The sequence below is a fragment of the Paenibacillus baekrokdamisoli genome (genome assembly GCF_003945345.1).
In the GTDB taxonomy this organism is placed as follows: domain Bacteria; phylum Bacillota; class Bacilli; order Paenibacillales; family Paenibacillaceae; genus Paenibacillus_Z; species Paenibacillus_Z baekrokdamisoli.
The window spans coordinates 7,099,267-7,119,092 of record NZ_AP019308.1; the positions used below are offsets into that span (position 1 = coordinate 7,099,267).

General features: G+C 48.2%; 11 protein-coding genes. All 11 read left to right on the forward strand.

Annotated features, from left to right (window positions below):
- The first annotated feature begins 145 nt into the window (after positions 1-145).
- The 11 genes from EKN16_RS31385 to EKN16_RS31435 all read left to right on the forward strand — a co-directional run bounded on the left by EKN16_RS31385 (position 146) and on the right by EKN16_RS31435 (position 19,797).
- Positions 146-3,259, forward strand: a complete 3,114-nt coding sequence (locus EKN16_RS31385; protein ID WP_125665505.1) for a hypothetical protein — start codon at positions 146-148, stop codon at positions 3,257-3,259.
- A 30-nt stretch (positions 3,260-3,289) separates the two neighbouring features.
- The gene (locus EKN16_RS31390) at positions 3,290-5,470 is read left to right on the forward strand and encodes a hypothetical protein (RefSeq protein WP_125665507.1); all 2,181 of its coding nucleotides are present in this window, start codon (positions 3,290-3,292) and stop codon (positions 5,468-5,470) included.
- 71 nt (positions 5,471-5,541) lie between these two features.
- The gene (locus EKN16_RS31395; RefSeq protein ID WP_125665509.1) at positions 5,542-6,921 is read left to right on the forward strand and encodes an extracellular solute-binding protein; all 1,380 of its coding nucleotides are present in this window, start codon (positions 5,542-5,544) and stop codon (positions 6,919-6,921) included.
- A gap of 24 nt (positions 6,922-6,945) precedes the next feature.
- Positions 6,946-9,855, forward strand: a complete 2,910-nt coding sequence (locus EKN16_RS31400) for an extracellular solute-binding protein (RefSeq protein ID WP_125665511.1) — start codon at positions 6,946-6,948, stop codon at positions 9,853-9,855.
- A 13-nt stretch (positions 9,856-9,868) separates the two neighbouring features.
- Positions 9,869-10,762 (forward strand): carbohydrate ABC transporter permease, encoded by an 894-nt coding sequence (locus tag EKN16_RS31405; RefSeq protein WP_125665513.1) that lies wholly within the window; start codon positions 9,869-9,871, stop codon positions 10,760-10,762.
- 73 nt (positions 10,763-10,835) lie between these two features.
- Positions 10,836-11,645, forward strand: coding sequence for a carbohydrate ABC transporter permease (locus tag EKN16_RS31410; protein WP_125666871.1), 810 nt, complete (start codon positions 10,836-10,838; stop codon positions 11,643-11,645).
- 28 nt (positions 11,646-11,673) lie between these two features.
- Complete coding sequence (locus EKN16_RS31415) at positions 11,674-13,746, forward strand: YIP1 family protein (RefSeq protein WP_164523074.1); 2,073 nt, start codon at positions 11,674-11,676, stop codon at positions 13,744-13,746.
- A gap of 9 nt (positions 13,747-13,755) precedes the next feature.
- Complete coding sequence (locus EKN16_RS31420; protein WP_125665517.1) at positions 13,756-16,281, forward strand: DUF5696 domain-containing protein; 2,526 nt, start codon at positions 13,756-13,758, stop codon at positions 16,279-16,281.
- A complete protein-coding gene (locus EKN16_RS31425) occupies positions 16,278-17,174 on the forward strand; it encodes a carbohydrate ABC transporter permease (RefSeq protein WP_125665519.1) in 897 nt (298 codons plus the stop codon). The genes EKN16_RS31420 and EKN16_RS31425 overlap by 4 nt, the downstream gene beginning before the upstream one ends.
- 17 nt (positions 17,175-17,191) lie before the next feature.
- Positions 17,192-18,145, forward strand: a complete 954-nt coding sequence (locus EKN16_RS31430; RefSeq protein WP_125665521.1) for a carbohydrate ABC transporter permease — start codon at positions 17,192-17,194, stop codon at positions 18,143-18,145.
- A gap of 110 nt (positions 18,146-18,255) precedes the next feature.
- Complete coding sequence (locus EKN16_RS31435) at positions 18,256-19,797, forward strand: ADP-ribosylglycohydrolase family protein (protein WP_125665523.1); 1,542 nt, start codon at positions 18,256-18,258, stop codon at positions 19,795-19,797.
- Positions 19,798-19,826 lie beyond the last annotated feature (29 nt).

Sequence of the window (19,826 nt, forward strand, 5' to 3'; positions counted from 1 at the left end):
AGCTTGTAAGTGGATATAATTAAGATTTCCTGCCGATAAATATTAGCCATTTCCATATTTAGTTCCCCAGGGAAAAAGTATAATAAAAACGTATTATAAGCAACCGTTGTTTCACAAAAGCCTACCCATAAGGAGGATTCGTAGAATGAAACGGTCAGTATTGAGGTTCCTTATTGTCGCACTTATCACAACGATGTTCAGTCCATTGCCCAGTAAGGTGAAAGCATCGGGAGCGCTGCCCGAGGCGAATGTAGTTTGGGTTAACGGAGCGCCATTCATTAATGTTGATGGAGTTAATTATGCGCCGATGATGCTCTTCATTAATGCCGATGTAGAATTGGCGCCCGCGAAAGCCAAGCTGGAGGCAGAACTGGAGTTCGCGGATCGAGAGGATGTCAAATTTGTAAGTGTCAATCTTACGTTCCCATGGAGAAGCTCCGATTCGGGAACCCGCAGCTGGTATTATAGCAAGATCAATACATGGCTGAGCTTCATCGCGGAGACTTATCCGAACGCTTATATTATTCCGAGAATATGGCTTGGCTCTCATATTCCTGATTTGCTCGCGGACCCTTCACTGGATAGCGAACGCATCGCGTATACCAATCAGACAAAAGAGAATGTATTATCTCTGGGATCTGCTGAATGGCAGAGCGGAATGGTAGAGGCGATTGAAGACGGAATCGCTCATATCGAGGCGAATCCCATATATGCGCAGCGGGTCATCGGTTACCATCTTGCCTATGGGGATGGCGGTGAATGGTTCCAATATCATTACAGAGAATACGGCAACGATGTGTCTCCTGCGAATAAAGCAGCATTTCGTGCGTGGCTGTTAGATAAATACGGCGGAGAGGCGCAGTGGGCGGCAGCATGGGGATTGTCAGCCATAGGTCCGAACGATCCGGTTATACATAAAGAGCCGAGCACAGCCAATAAGGCATTTCTGGAATCCGTGGTAAATCAAGATGATATTGATTTCAATGCATTCACTTCGGATCTGGTTGCGGACAGCATAATTAAAGCAGCAAGTGCCGTGAAGCGAGTGACAATGGGCAAGAAGCTGGCAATGGCTTTCTATGGTTATTTATTTGAGCTCGTGGACGCGAATTCCGGCCATCTGGGACTGAAAAAGGTGCTTGCCGCAGGGGACATTGATATGCTGGCAAGTCCAGTCTCTTACTTCGATCGGGGAGTAGGCGGTATTGGGAGCCACATGACAACAGTCGATTCCGTAGCGCTGCATCATAAGTTATGGATGATTGAGGATGATTCGCGAACGTACCTGTCAGAGATTACTCCGCAGAATTTCCCTACAGCTGAGCTCACGATTGAGGGGCACAAACGGAATATAAGTTCTGCGATCGTCCATCGAACGGGTTTGTGGTTTATGGATCTGTCATCGAACGGGTGGTTGAACGACAGCAGCATGTGGGAAAACATAGGGAATATGCAGCAGTTTTATAAGGAGTACATGCAGACAGCGCAGCCACTCAAACCGGATGTTGCGTTCATTGTGGATGAGCAGAGTATGCAATACATGAGTGCAGGCCGGCAGATTAATTCAGCCCTGTTATTCAATCAGAGAACGAATATTTACCGTTCCGGATTATCTTACGGTATGTATCTGCTGGAGGATATTCTCAATGGAGCAGTACCGGATGCCAAGATGTACGTATTCCTCAACGCACATGTTCTGGATACGAATGAGAGGAATCAATTAAATCAGCTCAAAAATGCCAATCGAACGTTCGTGTGGGTGTATGGCGCAGACATTATCGATACCTCTGCGTTGGGTGCAGCAACAGGGTTTACACTAAGTAAGGCAACCAACGTATCACCGTCATCCATAATCAAAATTAATGCCAACGCTTCAGGGCCTTGGAGTAATCTGGCGGGCGTACAGCTGGCGCTCGGCTTGCAAAGCGGGTCGTATCCCTTCTTTACGATCTCATCGCCGGGAAGTGCTGCGGTGATCGGACGATACGGCACATCGAGCACCGGACAACCGGCCATTGTGGCGCAGGATTTCGGAACATGGAAATCGGTTTTTGTTGGATCTGGGAACTTGGATGTTAACCTCCTTCGTGCTATAGCGGATTATGCGGGTGTTCATAAGTATATGGACGCGGGCGATGTCCTGCAGACGGATAAGACGTTCTTCAGCATTCACGCCTCATCTGCAGGAATCAAGACGTTGAAGCTGCCCGTGATGAGCAATGTACGTGATGCGTTCTCAGGAGTACTTATTGGCGACACAACAGATACTGTCACATTTACGATGTCTAATGGTGAGACGAGATGGCTTGTGCTTGAAAAGCCGACCGCTGCAAAAAAATATAAATTTTCTAATGGGTTCGATCTTGCGGCAAAGGGTTTTACTTATAGCGGGTACAATTCCACCTTCAATACGTCCACCGGCGTATTGGAAGCGACGGTTACGAATTCTTCTCTTGGAACGGGTCCGATTCTAATCACACCGGCTAATCTTGGGGTCGATGCAGATGATAACCCTCATGTAAATATTCGAATTCGGAATGTGTCCGGTGCATCCGTATCCCGGATTTATTGGACGACGGACACCTCGACTTCATTCGGAGAAGACAAGACATCCGCGATAGCAATAGGTACGAATATGGGAAGCTATACGAATTACTCATTCGATCTGAGCAATCATCCGAATTGGTCAGGTACGCTGAACCAGCTCCGATTCGATCTCATTACAGGACCAGGGATCGTCAACGGCTCGAAAGTATATGTAGATTATGTTGAAATCGCTTCCAAACCGCCATTCGCAGCTGAGAGGTTTACATTCGCAACTGGATTCGATCTTGGGGCTAAGGGATTTACTTACAGCGGGTACAATGCCAGCTTCAATACGTCCACCGGACCATTGGAAGTAACGGTTACGAATTCCTCTCTTGGGGCGGGCCCGATTCTGATCACACCAGGCAGGCTTGGAATTAATGCGGCTGATCATCATTATGTGAACATTCGGATTCGCAACTTGTCCGGTGCATCCTCATCTCGAATTTACTGGACGACGGGCACTTCTCCTACATTCGGGGAAGACAAGGCTTCTACAATTTCAATAGGTACGAATATGGGGGGCTATACGAATTACTCATTCGATCTGAGCAGCAACCCGAATTGGGCTGGCATGCTGGATCAGCTCCGATTCGATCTCATTACAGGACCGGGTATTGTCAACGGCTCGAAAGTATATGTAGATTATGTTGAAATCGCTTCTGCTCCATAAAAAATAGACGGATGTATAAAGGAGTTCACGATGAATAATTCACAGCTTGATAACAATCCTATGAAGTTACCCGAAGCCCACCTGCAATGGGAGGGCGGTGCGCCTTACTTCTGTATAGACGGGGAGAAGCATGTGCCGCTGGTGCTGTTCGTCAATACGGACATGGATTTGAACACATCGAAGGAAGAGGTGGGTGCTGAGATTGCCTATGCCAGGCGAGAAGGCGTAAAGTTCGTGAGCATGATCTTCTCCTTCCCATGGCCAGGATCCGATGAGGAGACACGCACATGGCTGTTGAATCACATGGAAGCCTGGTTGGACTTTATAATCGATATCTATCCTGAGGCGTATCTGTTTCCCCGTATTTGGCTTGGACCGAGTGTGGCTCAGATTCAGCAAACCCCAGAATGGGACAATGAATGCGTTCAACATGCAAATGGGATGAGCAGCCCCGTCCTTTCCGTCAATTCGGAGATTTGGAGAAGCGGTATAGGGGGGGCCATCCGGGAGGGAATTGCTTACTTCGAATCCCATCCGAGAATTGCTCCAAGGATAATCGGATATCATTTGACCTACGGAACGGCAGGAGAATGGTTCCACTATGCCTACCGGGAGTTTGGCAGCGATGTTTCACAGCCTAACAAAGAGGCATTCAGCCGTTGGCTGATCAGCAAATACGGCAGCCAGGAGAATTGGGTTCAGGCATGGAATGGAGAGTCAATGGATGACTCTGGTAATCCTATTATTTATCAGCAGCCAGATATCGCAGGTAAGCCGTTTCTGTCTACGGATGCGGATCGGCCGATGATTGATTTCGCTCAATTCAGTTCTGAGCATATGGCTGACCGTCTGATCGAAGCAGCGGAGGTCGTGAAGAGGGTGACAGATGGACAACGTCTGGTCATGGCCTTCTATGGCTATCCCTTCGAGCTTAACGATGGTCATTCCGGTCATCTTGCACTAGATCGGGTACTCGCTGCGCAAGAGATTGATATTCTTGCCAGTCCGATCAGTTACCTGGATCGCGGTCTTGGTGGATCAGCATCGTTCATGGCAGCGGTGGATTCAGTGGCCCTTCACCACAAGCTGTGGATGATTGAGGACGATACGAGAACGCATCGTGCGGAGAAAAGCGAGTTCGACGAGAGCTTCGGTACGTTGATGCCGACGGTGGAGCTAGCCTCGGAGACGCATAAAAGGAATCTGGGTGCCGGTATCGTCCATCGGACGGGACTGTGGTGGATGGACTTGCCATCCAAGGGTTGGCTTAACGACAGCGCCTTATGGGACAATATCGGAAACATGCAGCGGTTTTATAAGCAATATTGGGAGACGGCGAAGCCACTGGCTCCGGAAGTAGCCTTCATTATCGACGAGAAGAGCATGCATTATACAGGACAGGGGCTTGCAGTGAATGGTCCGCTGCTGTATATGCAAAGACTGAGTCTTTATCGTGCTGGCTTTTCCTATGGATTGTATATGCTTGAAGATGCAGTGAACCTGCGCATCCCTCAGGCAAAAATGTACGTATTCCTGAATGCCCATCGTCTGGACGATAGGCAGCGCAGCGGAATCGAGCGGTTGCAGCAATCCGGCGGTACGTTCGTCTGGATCTATGGCACAGATTTTATAGATGTGGAAGAGGCAGGAAGTATAACTGGATTCCATCTGCAGAAGAAATATGGCATGACGCATGCAGGATCGGTCTCCATTGGTGCTGAAGTCGGGCAGCCTTGGGAAGAGCTTGCCGGACAATCTCTAACGATCGGTATCCCGAACGTACCTTCGCTTCTGTCTGATCAATTGCTTCCGCACGAGACGTTTGATATCCCGTACTATACGGTTCAGCCTGGCGATGGTGTGCAGGCAATCGGACATTATGAAACGGATGGCCATTCCATTGCAATCGCAGCCCGTGATTGTGGGACGTGGAAATCGGTATTCGTCGGTACTGGCGTGCTTGACGTGAGACTCCTCCGATCCATAGCGGCGTATGCGGAAGCTCATATTTATATGGACTCGGACGATGTGCTGCACACGGATGGAACATTCCTATGTATTTATGCTTCCTCTGCGGGTCTGAAAAATTTGAGATTGCCTGATAAGCGTATTGTGCGCGACGCGTTGATCAATGAGACGTTAGGCGAAGCCGCTGACTGCTATGCCTTCGAGATGTACAAAGGAGAAGCACGCTGGTTATTAATAGAGTGATAGATCAATGTAGTTACAACAGCTAAGTGTTTGAATCGTTATGTTGTTTCACCTATAAGGGGGATATTAGAATGGGTCAATGGAAAAAGGTATCGATATGGACGATGATTGTCGCTTTTTTAGTAGTAATTGCAGGTTGCTCAAGCTCGAATACTAATACGGAGAGTACAGCGAACGAGAAAGCAAGCAGCAAGAACATGGGCACGCCGAGTGAGACGAATAATCCAACCCCGCAGGGCGGCGGCGTTAAAGAAGGAGCAATCGACCTGAAAGGCCGTACAATCAAGATCGCAACCTTCTGGGATATCGAACCCAAAGGAGATACGGAGAACAGCGAGAAAGAGCTGAAAAGATGGCGTGATGTTGAAGCGAAGTATAACGTCAAGCTAAAGGTCGTTAATATTCCTTACGAAGAATTCCGAGACCAATTTACGGCCAGCGCTCTAGCTGGGAAGCCGATAGGCGATATGGCCTATTTGGAAATGAGTTGGATTACGACAGCTGCCCAAGGGGGACTGCTGCAAAATCTGAACGACTATGTGAATCGGGATTACTGGCCCAAGAACATGATGGATTGGGCGGGTTACAAGGGTGATCTTTACGGGATGAGTCCGTCGAGCGTCAGTGGCCGGGGAATCTACTATAACAAGACCTTATTTAAAAATGCAGGGCTGGAGGATCCCTATGATCTGGTCATGAAGAAAGAATGGACATGGGATAAGTTTCTGGAAATGGCGAAGCAGTTGACCAAGGATACAGACGGGGACGGCAAGATCGACCAATACGGATATCATGGAGTATGGTACATGATCGGCCAGGACTTCATCAATTCGAACAATGCGGAAGTGATTGGTTTCAAGGATGGGAAATATATCAGCGGCTGGGATGAACCGAATGCGAGAGAAGCTCTCCGTTTCATATACGATCTGATTCATGTGCACAAAGTCGTTGCGCCTTTTCCTGCCGAAGAGAGAACGGATGCCTTTACGAGCGGGAAAGTGGCGATGAAGCAGACGATGGGATGGGAAGGGACGCAAATTAAGACGGTTCTCGGGGATAACTTCGGATTTATCCCGACACCAATGGGACCGAAAGCCGACAAGTATTATTCGCCTCATGGAGGACCGGCATCTGTTGTAATTCCCAAGGGTGTAGAAAATCCGGAAGTGCTAGTGAAGATTTTCGAAGAGCTGACCGGCCCGGCAGAAGATTGGGATAATTCTACCAGGGAAACACTCGAGGGGTCTCAGCCGTCCGAGCGGGATGTGGATTTGATCCTATCTTTGAAGAATGATGTCAAAATGGCCAGGGAGACGATCTCGCAATCTACCAATGCAAACTTTGTTGAAGCAATGGCTGATATTTTCTATGAGGGAGTTACTGCAGAGGTAGCAGTTGAGAAGAGAAAGCTGGCCATGCAAAATGCGATTGATGAATTTTTCAACAAGTAATAAGGACGCAAGGTGGGAACAAGGGTGCGGATAAGCTCAAATAATAAAGCGATCCTTATAGCAATCGTATTGATCATTGGAGTACTGCTGGTCTACTGGCGCGTTGCCTATGGCTCAGTGGATGGGCAGCAGCCTGCGGGCACAGGATTTGAGGAAATGAACATACCAGAGCGGGAAGGTTCATACGGGGCTTATTATGCGCAGCATGAAGGTCAAGTCAGACCAGACACTGTCATTAAGGTGGAAGCGGAGCATTACACGGAAGCGGAAGGTATGACTGTCGAGATTGTCGACGGTCATGCCGGCTCTCCCGGAGAGAGCATCATTACGCAGGAAAGCGGTACGGTTCATTGGCAGATCGAGGTGCCTGAAGAGGGCTTGTACAATATCGCAATACGCTATTATCCGATTAATGGAAAAAGCTCATCCATCGAGAGGCAGCTGCTTATTAATGGTGTGTCGCCGTTCGACGGCGCAGAACGCCTCGCATTTCCCCGAATTTGGAGCAACGCGTTAAGCAAGGTCGCGCAGGATAATCGTGGCAATGATCTCAGGCCCGGTCAGATTGAGAATCCCATGTGGCAAGAAGAGCCGTTAAAGGATATGGAAGGCTATTATACAGAGCCATATGCATTCTACTTCAAGGCGGGAGTTAATAAGCTGTCACTCGTTTCCCTGCGAGAACCGATGATGATTGATTATATCAAGTTGTACCAGATTGAGAAGCCTCTGACTTACGAGCAGTTATTGGCAGACTATGAAGAACGGGGTTATAAACCCGCACTGGATCAGATGATTCAGATCCAGGGTGAGGACGCCTCCATGAAATCAAGTCCCATGCTGTACCCGCTTATGGACCGTTCAAGTCCCGCTACGGAACCCTATCATGTATCCAAAATGCGGGTCAATACGATTGGCGGGCAGAATTGGCGCCTTCCTGGAGACTGGATTACATGGTCAATTAATGTTCCGGAAACCGGACTCTATCAGATCGCAGTGAAAAATAAGCAAAATTTCGTGCAGGGTATGGATTCTGCACGCAAACTATATATTGACGGACAAATTCCATTCAAAGAAATGGAGCAAATTCGCTTTAAATACGACAGCAATTGGAAAATGACAGTGATGGGCGATGAGGAGCCGTATTTGTTCTATCTCGCCAAAGGCAAGCATGAATTGAAGCTGGAGGTAACGCTCGGGGATATCAGCAGGCTGCTTAGAGTGGTAGAGAACAGCCTCAGGGAAATCAACGAAATCTACCGTACGATTCTAATGATTGTAGGGTCGGTTCCCGACCGCAATCGCGATTATCGACTCCAGGCTCAAATTCCCGAGACTGTTGCAAAAATCGCGGAACAAAGCAAGCTTCTGGCTGCGGCAGCCTCAGAGATGGACCGCATATCCGGGATGAAGAGTGAACGTTCGGCCTTGCTTACCACGTTATCTCGCCAATTGGCAGATATGGCAGAACGACCAGACTCGATTCCGCAGCGCATGGACCAATTCAAAGCGAATATGGGCGGCCTTGGTACGTGGATGCTTAGCGTTCGAGAGCAGGCGCTGGAGATTGACTATCTCGTCGTTGCTTCTCCGGGGGCAAAGTTGCCCAAAGCAGATGCAGCTTGGTGGGAGAAAACGAATCACGAGCTATTGTCCTTTGGGTATTCCTTCCTTGAGGATTACAACAGCATAGGCGATATATCGGATAAAGATGAAGCCATAACAGTATGGATTGGCGCCGGGCGCGACCAGGCTCAGGTGCTGAAGGCGATGATCGATGAACAGTTCACGCCTCAGACGAATGTTAAGGTCAACTTGAAGCTGGTCCAGATGGGTGTGCTGCTGCCTTCCATATTATCGGGCACCGGCCCTGATGTCGCGATGCAGGTCGGAAGCGATATTCCTGTTAATTTTGCAGCGCGTAATGCCTCTCAGGATTTATCTATCTTTCCTGACTTCACAGAAGTGTCAAAGCGGTTCATGGACAGTGCGATCGTTCCTTTCCGATACGACGGTGGAACCTATGGTCTGCCAGAGCAGCAGTTATTCCCGATGCTGTTCTATCGCAAGGATATTCTTACAGAGCTGAAATTGGATGTTCCGCAGACATGGGAGGATGTATATCGCATGATACCGGTGCTGCAGAAGAACAACATGGAATTCGGACTGCCGATTGAGGGGCAGTCGCAGAGCGTCACGCAACTGCCGCCCAACGATACGTTCATGATGTTCCTCTACCAGAATAACGAACTGCTTTACAAGAACAATGGGGCAGCTAGTAATCTGGATTCGAAGAAAGCGGTGCAAGCGTTCGAGCGGTGGACAGAGTTATACACCAGCTATAAGCTGCCTCTTCAGTACGATTTCTCGAACCGGTTTCGGATCGGCGAGGTACCGATCGGAATCGCTCCCTATTCGATGTACAATATGTTGTCCGTATTTGCCCCCGAAATTCGTGGCCTATGGGAATTCGTTCCCGTACCAGGCACCCAACTGCCGGACGGAACGATTAGGCGAGACACAGGAAGCGGCGGCAGCGCCACCGTCATGATGGAATCGGCCAAGGATAAGCAAGGGTCCTGGGAGTTCATGAAATGGTGGACGGACAAGGAAACGCAGGTGCGATTCGGCAGAGAGATGGAAGCCTTGATGGGGGCGGCTGCACGTTACCCAACGGCTAACGTCGAAGCGCTTGCTGATCTGCCTTGGCCAGTCAAAGACTATCAGAATTTGATTAAGCAGTGGCAATGGGTGCAGGGCATTCCCGAAGTACCAGGCGGTTACTTTACGGGACGGCATCTGACGAACGCTTTCCGTGAGACTGTCATCGAGGGTGCGAATGCAAGAGAATCGTTGCTTGATTATATGCGGTATATTAATGAAGAAATTCAAATTAAACGCAAAGAGTTCGGATTAGATAGGAAAGAGCAATGAGGAGGACGCTTATATGAACACGTATTGGAAGCAGCTTAAAGCATATAAGCATTCTTATGTCCTGATCACCCCCTTCTTTATCGTCTTTACGATATTTACTCTGTTGCCGGTTGTCGTATCGATGGCATTCAGCTTCACCTATTTCAATATGCTGGAGTTTCCGAAGTGGGTAGGCCTGGAAAATTATACGCGCTTGTTCCTCGACGACGATGTTTTCATGATCGCTCTGAAGAATACATTCCTGTTTGCCTTGATTACCGGGCCGCTCAGTTATGTTGCCTGTTTTCTATTCGCTTGGTTTATTAACGAAATGTCGCCGACGGTGCGTGCGATCATGACTTTGCTGTTCTATGCCCCATCGATTTCAGGCAATGCGTACGTCATCTGGCAGATTATGTTCTCTGGCGATACGTATGGTTACATTAACGGATTTCTGATGAATATGGGAATCATTCTGGAACCTATTCAATGGCTGCAGGATCCGCGATATATGCTGGGTATTGTTATGATCGTACAGCTGTGGCTAAGCTTGGGTGTAGGCTTTCTGGCTTTTATTGCGGGTCTTCAAGGATTGGACAAGACCTTGTTCGAAGCTGGGGTGATGGACGGAGTCCGCAATCGCTGGCAGGAGCTGTGGTATATTACGCTGCCTGGTATGCGGCCGATGCTGTTGTTCGGTGCGGTCATACAGATTACTTCATCCTTCGCTGTCGCAGAGGTGGCGATGTCGCTCGTCGGATTTCCCAGTACGAAATATGCAGCACATACGATCGTGACGCATCTATTAGATTATGGCACAATCCGTTTCGAGATGGGTTATGCCTCGGCGATTGCAACTGTATTGTTCTTGCTGATGGTTAGTACGAATTTAATTGTGCAGAAAATGCTGCGGAAAGTGGGGGAATAACGTGTCTGTATTCAGAGCCATACGCTCTATCATCCCCAGAAGACCGGCGAATCGTTCTCTGTTTGGCGATGCGATGATTTTCAGTTTTCTGGCCTTGTTCGCAGCGTTTACTGCATTGCCGCTGATGTATATTGTCAGCAGTGCCCTGAAACCGCTTGACGAATTGTTCCGATATCCGCCGCGATTTATTGTTGTCAATCCGACACTGACCAATTTCACGGATCTGTTCCAGCTATTGTCTAATTCATGGGTTCCTTTCTCGCGTTATGTATTCAATACGATGTTCATTACACTCGGGGGAACCGCCGGCCTTGTGCTGTTCGCCTCTATGGCGGCCTATCCTCTGGCTAAGCACAAGTTTCCCGGCAGCCGTTCGCTATTCACCATTGTCGTGCTTGCCTTGATGTTCTCTCCTCATGTCACGGCAATCCCGAATTTCATGATTATGTCATTGTTCGGTTGGATTGACTCCTATGCGGCGGTCATTGTTCCGGCGTTCGCACTGCCGCTGGGAATGTATCTAATGACCCAATTCATGTCACAGATTCCACCCGCGCTGCTGGAGGCGGCCAAGATCGACGGTGCCAGCGAATACCGAATTCTGTGGAAAATCGTTATGCCGCTTGTCAGGCCAGCCTGGCTTACGGTCATTATTTTCTCCTTCCAGAGTCTATGGTCTGGCAACTCCGCATCGACTTACATTTTCAGTGAAGAGAAGAAGTCCATGGACTATGCGTTAAGTCAAATTCTAATGGGCGGTATTGCCAGATCAGGCGCAGCGGCAGCGGTAACGCTGCTTATGATGATCGTCCCTATCACGATATTCATCATGACACAGCGTAAAATATTGCAAACAATGTCTACGTCGGGCTTGAAAGAATGAAATGGCGGTGAACGGGTTAATGCTACCTATGCATAAATGGCTTACAGCACTAGTATTTTTCACCCTAATTTCAATCCTATCTGTTCCTTCAGCAGCTGGAGCGGTACAGCCTTATGAGTCGTATAATTACTCCTACTGGTCCGAGCCAGTCCCCGCCCCGGCAGGGTATTTGCCTTCCAAGGTACATAAAGGACAGGATTTCGGTATCGGTGCAATGAGTACGCCGCAGGATCTGTTCGTCGACGATAGCGGAACAATCTATGTGGCCGATACCGGCAATAACCGAATCATCGTATGGAATAGCGATTGGACTTTGGCTAGAGTTATAAAGTCCTTTGACCGCGCAGGTACTGCAGATACGTTCAGTCATCCAAGTGGTGTCTACGCTACGGGAGAGGGAATTCTATACATCGCTGACACAGATCATCAACGGATCGTCATCCTTAATCAGCAAGACCAATTCGTTGGTTTAATCGAGGCACCGAAATCGGAGGTATTGTCGAAGAATTTTACCTTCTATCCATTGAAGGTGGTCGTGGATGAAGCGAAGCGTACGTATGTTGTCGCAAGAGGCGTGTTTGACGGCATTATGGAGTTTGATATCGAGGGCCGGTTCAGAGGCTTCATAGGAACGAATCGGGTGACCTTCAATGTTGTCGATGCGTTATGGAAAAGGCTGTCGACACAAGTGCAGCGGGACAAGATGGAACTGTTCATACCGATCGAATTCAACAATGTCGATATTGATGCCAAGGGTTTCCTATACGCTACGACTGGAGAACTCAATTCTATAATGCCGATTAAGCGGCTCAATCCATCGGGCATCGACGTTCTACGCAGATCAGTATATGATACCCCGCGGGGTGATGTTAACTATGTAAGCTACGGAACCATTAAGGGGAGCTCGATGATGGTCGACGTCGCTATTGGGAAATATGGTGTATATACCAGCTTGGACACGAAACGAGGTCGGTTGTTCACCTATGATAACGATGGCAATCTGCTGTTTGTGTTCGGGAAGCTGGGAGATCAGGTCGGTACGTTCAGAAACCCGATCTCTCTGGCTGCCTATAACGACGAAATTATCGTATTAGATCAGGGAATGAATCGATTAACGGTGTTCAGCCCTACCCGATATGGCAGACAAGTGCTGGAAGCGGTATATGCTCATTATCGTGGAGATGATGAAATATCGGATGCCGCCTGGAGAGAAGCGCTGAAATATAATACGAATCTCGATATCGCCTACATTGGGCTGGGTAAATCGCTGCTCATGAAAGGGAGTTACAAGGAAGCCGCGGACAATTTCAAGCTGGGCAGTGACCGGGCATCGTATTCCAAGGCTTACGCGCTATATCGCAAAGGCGTGCTGCGAGCGTACTTCGGACCAGCCGTGCTTTCTCTGGCCTTATTGGCAGTCGCTGCTGTCGTAATCAATCGGTGGAGAAAGAAGCAAAGAACCACCTTCCATTCTATGAACAACGTGTTCAAACCTATTAAGCAGGTTTTCTATGTATTGCTCCATCCATTCAAAGGATATTGGGAGCTTAAAAGCGAGAAGCAAGGCAGCGTGTGGATCGCACTTACACTTCTCTTTCTATTGACATTGACGGCCAATATAAAAAGTCAGTTTTCCGGTTTTGTCGTAAATAATTTAAATCCACAAAAAATCAACAGCATCGACGAAATCATTTATGTCGTATTTCCGTTCCTGTTGTGGTGCGGAGCTAACTGGCTGGTGACGACACTGTTGGACGGTGAAGGCAAGTTCAGTGAAATTGTAATCGCTTCAGGCTATGCACTGATACCCATTATTATCACTTCTGTTCCGCTTACGATAATTAGCAGGTTTATCACTGTGCAAGAAGCGTCTTTCTATTATTTCTTCGACACTCTATCTTATGTGTGCTTTGCATGGCTTCTGTTCATCGGAGTGATGACTGTACATCAATATACCGTTAAGAAGACAATAATGACCTCGCTGCTCACACTGATTGTAATGGGTATTATTATATTTCTATTCTTGCTGTCCTTCAATTTGGTGCAGCAAGTAGCCGTGTTTATCTCGACGGTATATCAAGAACTCATCTTAAGATGGTAGGGGTGGAACATGAGAAGAGCATTGTTGTGTATGTTGGCCGTAATGTTGGCGGCGCTGATCACCGCATGTAGCAGTACGCCGCCGATTGCCGAGAGTAAAGCGACGGGCGACGGATCGCACTTCATGCCAACCGCCTCGCAGTTAAGTCTTACGAATGCCAATTCCTTGGACAACGGAATGGTACTTGCATTGGAGAATGATCTGCTTGCTCTGTACATCCATCCGAAGACAGCGGAAGCAGCGTTGCAAGACAAGCGAAATGGAGAATGGTGGTATACGAATCCGCATGACGGTACCGGTAAGGCCAGAGATAAGATTGGTGCTCAGTTAATGGTACAGTACTACGAAGACGGGCTTCCAGGAGAGTACAGCAGTGTTACTCACAGCATTGCTAACGGTCAGTTTCAACTTATGAAGACGGAGACGGGGATTCGCATCGTTTATACATTCAGCAACAAGAAGGTGTCGCTTGATGAGTTCCCGGCGGAGATAATCAAAGAACGTTTCGACGAACTGCTCGAACAGGCTGGATCGGATAGCGACCGTGAGGAGCTTAACAAGCGCTATCGCTTTGTTGAAGCTAAGAATAGCTATGAAGCTCGAAAAATGTCGGATTTCGTCATGGAAAAAATACTGAACATTATAGATAATGCTGGGTTCAAGGTAGAAGAGTTAAGCGGAAAAGCGGCTGAAAAAAGAGACGAGGGGATGGACATTACAAAGCCAGCGTACCTTGAAATTCCCCTGGACTATGTTCTGGACGGCGACCAGCTTGTTGTTTCTGTGGATACACAGGATATTAAGGTGCCGCCGCAATTTACATTAAGCATGCTTAAGCTTCTTCCGTATTTCGGAGCCGCGGATGGTGATCAAAAGGGTTATGTGTTCGTCCCTGACGGTTCTGGTGGATTGATCTCGCTGAATCGTGATAAACCAGGAGCTTCACAATATCGGACCCAACTCTATGGCAGGGACGGCTCCCTTACCCTGGAAGAGAATATGGACAACTCCGCGATTGCCCGTCTGCCTGTATTCGGACTAAAACAGGGAAATCGGGCATGGTTTTCCGTGATTGAGCAGGGGGATGGCATAGCCAGCATTAATGCTGAGATTAGGGATAAAATTCAAAATTACAATATCGTATACAGTCAATTTAATATCACGCCCAACGATCAGATGGAATTGAAGGGAAATAATAAATCGAATGTATTTCCTGTTTTTCCCCAAGAACGCTTCAGAGGTACAATCGTCCAGCGCTACTTTTTCTTGTACAACGACCGCGCCGACTATTCCGGGATGGCATCTACCTATCGTAATTATTTGGTGGAAACGAAGGGGTTATCGAAGAAGCAGCAGGGGGAGAACGGAGATATCCCATTCTATACGAGCTTGATCGGATCAATCCCGAAGCAGTCCTCGTTCTTGGGCATACCGTATACGTCCCAGGTAGCTCTGACAACATTCGAGCAGACCAAGGTGATTGTGGAAGAGCTGCTGAGTCGCCATGTGAGCAATATTAAGCTGCGGTATGAAGGCTGGTTTAACGGCGGTATTACCCATACAATAGCGCAAAAGATCAGCGTTGAGAAGGACCTCGGTGGCGCTAGCGGGCTGAAAGAGCTGGCACAATGGCTGGCCGCAAGAGAGGTCGAGTGGTTCCCGGATGTGTCTTTCTACAATGTATATACGGATTCTAGTGGATTTAGCGCTACGCGAGATGCTGCTCGGTATATATCTGGGAAGCCGGTACAGAAGTACAACTATAATCCGGCTAACTACCAGAAGGTTGATGGGGGGGCGATCTCTCATATTCTGTCGCCGAGCAAGATACCGGCTGTAGTCGCCAAATTTGCGGAAGCAGCTGGGCAATATGGGCTGACAGGCTTGGCATTGACCGATCTGGGAGGGGAACTCTATTCTGATTTCCGCAACGGAAGTATGATCGATCGGCAGCAGGCCGCAAGCATCGTGACGAATCAACTACAGGGACTGCATGACGGGATTGGCAGCCTTATGATGCTGGGAGGGAATGCCTATGCCCTGCCTTACGCAGATCATATCCTGGAAGCGCCGTTAAGCGGGGGCGGCAATAACATCATAGACGAGCAGGTTCCCTTCTATCAGATGGTGCTGCACGGTTATGTCAATTATGCGGGTGAACCTTTGAACTTGGGAGCAGATCAGGATTCACGTCTCTATTTACTGAACATGCTGGAGACCGGTGCGAGCCCCTTTGTCTTATGGAGCTACCAGCCATCCTCTATGGTGAAGAATACCGCCTTTGATTATTTATACTCCATTCAATATACGGATTGGCTGGAGACGGCAGCGCAATTGTATACAGAGGCCAACGAAGTGCTTCGTAAGGTGTCAGGCAAGTCGATTGTCCATCACAGTCAAATTGCGGATAACGTGTATCAGACGGAATATGAGCAGGGGTTATCCATCACGGTCAATTATAACGAACATCAAGTAGAAGTGAACGGGATCTTAATAGAAGCGAGAAGCTACATCGTTGGAGGTGCAGGTCGATGAGACTGCGATGGACATTGGAGAGAAAACGCGGGCTCATAGGATTATTGTTTCTAGTACCATGGATATTGGGATTTATGCTCTTCTTTGCCGTTCCATTCATCCAATCCCTCGTCTACAGCTTCAATACAATTAGTCTGCAAAGCAACCAATTTACGCTGGACTACCAAGGCATTCGCAACTATACCATGATCTTCACTGAGCATCCGAGCTTTAATCGCGTGTTGACCGAATCGGTGATCGGTATGATCGTGAATGTACCGCTTATTCTTGTGTTCAGCTTGTTCGCGGCTGTATTAATTAATCAAAAATTTCGCGGCCGGTTTCTCGTTAGAGCGATCTTCTTCCTTCCGGTTATTCTCGCCTCCGGGGCTATTCTAGCGATGGAGAGTGGCGACTTCATGACCTCGATGATGAAAAACCAGATGTCAGAATCGTCAGGCAACCTATCGACGCTTAAGAGCGGTGAGCTGGAAAACCTATTGTCACATTCAGGCGTCAGCCCATGGATTATTGTCTATTTAACCGGTGCGGTTAACCGAATTTATCAAATTATTAGCTCCTCAGGGGTGCAAATCCTCATTTTCCTAGCTGGCCTGCAATCGATCCCGACCACACTTTATGAGTCCTCGAAGCTAGAGGGAGCGACCGCCTATGAGGCGTTCTGGAAAATTACCTTTCCGCTCGTTAGCCCGCTTGTATTGACGAATATTATTTATACAATCATTGATTCGTTCAACAATAATGCGATGACGAAACTGATGAAAGATACGGCCTTCATCTCCTTTGAGTTCGGAAGAAGCGCGTCGATGTCGTGGGTATATTTCACAATAATAACTATTATTCTTGCAGTCTCGTTTGCGATAATTTCCAAGAAAGTGTTCTATCATGATTAACGGAAAGGATGAACACAATGACGAACGTAACTCGCTCTTTGCTCTCACCTAAACTCTGGATAAAAGTGCTGTGGGTACTTGTCCGATCCGCTCTATTGATTGGCATATGTTATGTCATTTTGTATCCGATTCTGCTGAAGCTATCCATTGCGTTCAAGGATTGGTCTGATGTCACTAATCCGAGGGTCATATGGGTGCCGGAAAATTTCACTTTGAACAACTTTAAGCAGGTTATCGCGATTACGTGTTATGGTCATGCAGCATTGAATACGTTCATGCTGGCAAGTCTGACGACAGTACTGCAAACAGCGTCCTGCGCGCTGGCGGGGTATGCTTTTGCCAGGCTTCATTTCAAGGGGAGGAGCATCGTATTTGCGCTGGTCGTATTGACGATTGTTGTCCCTCCGCAAACCTTGATGGTTCCTACTTACCTCCATTTTCGTTATTTCGATGTCTTGGGCCTTATATCCCTGTTCACAGGCAAGGAAGGGGTCAATATACTGGGAAGCTACTGGCCGTTCGTGTTAATGGCTGTAACGGGAATGGGGCTGAAGAACGGACTATTTATCTTTATTTTCCGGCAAGTGTTCCGTTCGATTCCCAAGGAGATTGAAGAAGCATCGCTTGTAGACGGCGGCGGGTTTTTCAAGACTTTCTATCGGATCATGCTTCCCAATGCCATTCCGGCGATGATTACGGTCATGTTATTTTCCTTCGTCTGGCAGTGGAACGACACCTATTATTCATCGATGTTTCTTACCAACACCAATATATTATCCACGCAGCTGATTAATCTTCCGGCCACGATGGAGCATTACTTCAGGTCGCAAGGCACTGCCTATGATCCGACATACGGCTCGATGCTTCAGAATACTTATGCGCTGCTTGTCATTGCACCACTCATTTTTCTCTATTTGTTTGCGCAACGACACTTTGTTGAAGGCATTGAACGAAGCGGAATTGTTGGATAGTTTTATAATATTTTGTTGCAAAAAATGAATCCAGACCATGTTTATATGTTCTATTCGTTGGTAGACTTTCCTAGTAGAATTATTATCATACTAGAGGAGTGTCGGATGAAATGAAGCTAACCTTGGCGGAGTATCGCAATAAAGTACGGGGCTGCTGGATGGGTAAAAATATCGGAGGAACATTGGGTGCCCCTTTCGAATGCAGGCGTGGCGTCTTTGATGTCACATTTTATACACAGGATTTGAAAGGCGAGGCTTTGCCCAATGACGATCTTGATCTTCAATTGGTATGGCTGAATGCGGTGGAGAAGCACGGACGCAACGTTTCTGCGACCATATTGGGTGAATATTGGCTTTCGCATATTACACCGAACTGGGCAGAATACGGCGCAAGCAAAAATAATCTTAGAAACGGCTTATTACCGCCTCTCTCCGGCTATGTCGGCAACGAGTATCGCGACAGCAACGGTGCCTTTATTCGCTCGGAGATCTGGGCGTGTCTCGCAGCGGGACATCCGGATATCGCTGTACAGTACGCTTATGAGGATGCGATTGTCGACCACAGTCATGAAGGGGTGTACGCTGAGGTATTGTTCGCTGCAATTCAAAGTGCTGCATTCGTGGAGTCGGACCCGTATCGATTAATTGATATCGGATTATCTTATATCCCCGAGGATAGCGGTGTGGCGAGAGGGGTCAAATCGGCTATTAACGCATATCAATCAGGCTTGTCCTGGCAGGAAGCACGTATCCAGGTCCTTACGGATGTGCCGGGAAGCTTCGGGTTCCTTGGAACGCCGCCGGAAACTTTAACCGGCGATATTCCGAATGGTCCGATCGGCTGGGACGCACCAGGCAATGCGGGTATTACGATTATCGGCTGGCTGTATGGCGAGGGTGATTTCGGTGAGAGCCTATGCATTGCGACTAACTGTGGCGAGGATACGGACTGCACTGCGGCTACACTGGGTGCGATTCTAGGCATCATCGCCGGTGAACAGGCAATCCCTCAGAGATGGGTAGACCCGATTGGGGACAAAATAAATACATGGTGCATCAACTTCTGTGACAGGGGAATTTCGCTGCCGCAAACAGTGGGCGAGCTGACAGAGAGGATCTTAATGCAGACTCCGTTGTTCTTGGGTCCTGAGATTTGCGACTTCATCCATTCTGACAGCGGTTACACGCTGGAGCTTCTTGAAGGCGATAAACTGTCCAATCATGGCCAACGCGTCAACTGCTGGGTTTACAACGAAATGAAGGATTTGGTCAGCCAAAGTCCATTTGTTGTACATCATGATTTCAATATTTTCTCCACCTATCTGGACTACCATGACGAGCCGTATATTCAAGCAGGCATACCGAGGGCCTTAACGCTCACCATTGACAATCAGATCTTCATGCAGCAGTGGCTGGATATCCGCTGGCACTTGCCTGCAGGCTGGACCGTATCGCCTGGAGCCAGAATCGGCTCTCAGCTGGAGCAGTACCACTGCAATATCGGCAAAACCATTATCGAATTCGTACTGACACCTGTGGAATTGCTGCAATCCAGATATGACCTGGTTCTGGAAATTACTTCGCAGGGCCGTCCAACCAAAGGATTCGTTCCTGTTGTTCTGATCAATGGTACAGCAGCCAAGAAGAATTAGGCCTAAGCTAATTGTAGATAAGGGGGGGC

What these genes read in the sequence shown, in the direction of transcription:
- EKN16_RS31435 (WP_125665523.1), top strand. Translation starts at nt 18,256, where the DNA reads ATGAAGCTAACCTTGGCGGAGTATCGCAATAAAGTACGGGGCTGCTGG.
- EKN16_RS31405 (WP_125665513.1), top strand. Translation starts at nt 9,869, where the DNA reads ATGAACACGTATTGGAAGCAGCTTAAAGCATATAAGCATTCTTATGTC.
- EKN16_RS31415 (WP_164523074.1), top strand. Translation starts at nt 11,674, where the DNA reads ATGCATAAATGGCTTACAGCACTAGTATTTTTCACCCTAATTTCAATC.
- EKN16_RS31385 (WP_125665505.1), top strand. Translation starts at nt 146, where the DNA reads ATGAAACGGTCAGTATTGAGGTTCCTTATTGTCGCACTTATCACAACG.
- EKN16_RS31395 (WP_125665509.1), top strand. Translation starts at nt 5,542, where the DNA reads ATGGGTCAATGGAAAAAGGTATCGATATGGACGATGATTGTCGCTTTT.
- EKN16_RS31410 (WP_125666871.1), top strand. Translation starts at nt 10,836, where the DNA reads ATGATTTTCAGTTTTCTGGCCTTGTTCGCAGCGTTTACTGCATTGCCG.
- EKN16_RS31420 (WP_125665517.1), top strand. Translation starts at nt 13,756, where the DNA reads ATGAGAAGAGCATTGTTGTGTATGTTGGCCGTAATGTTGGCGGCGCTG.
- EKN16_RS31430 (WP_125665521.1), top strand. Translation starts at nt 17,192, where the DNA reads ATGACGAACGTAACTCGCTCTTTGCTCTCACCTAAACTCTGGATAAAA.
- EKN16_RS31425 (WP_125665519.1), top strand. Translation starts at nt 16,278, where the DNA reads ATGAGACTGCGATGGACATTGGAGAGAAAACGCGGGCTCATAGGATTA.
- EKN16_RS31390 (WP_125665507.1), top strand. Translation starts at nt 3,290, where the DNA reads ATGAATAATTCACAGCTTGATAACAATCCTATGAAGTTACCCGAAGCC.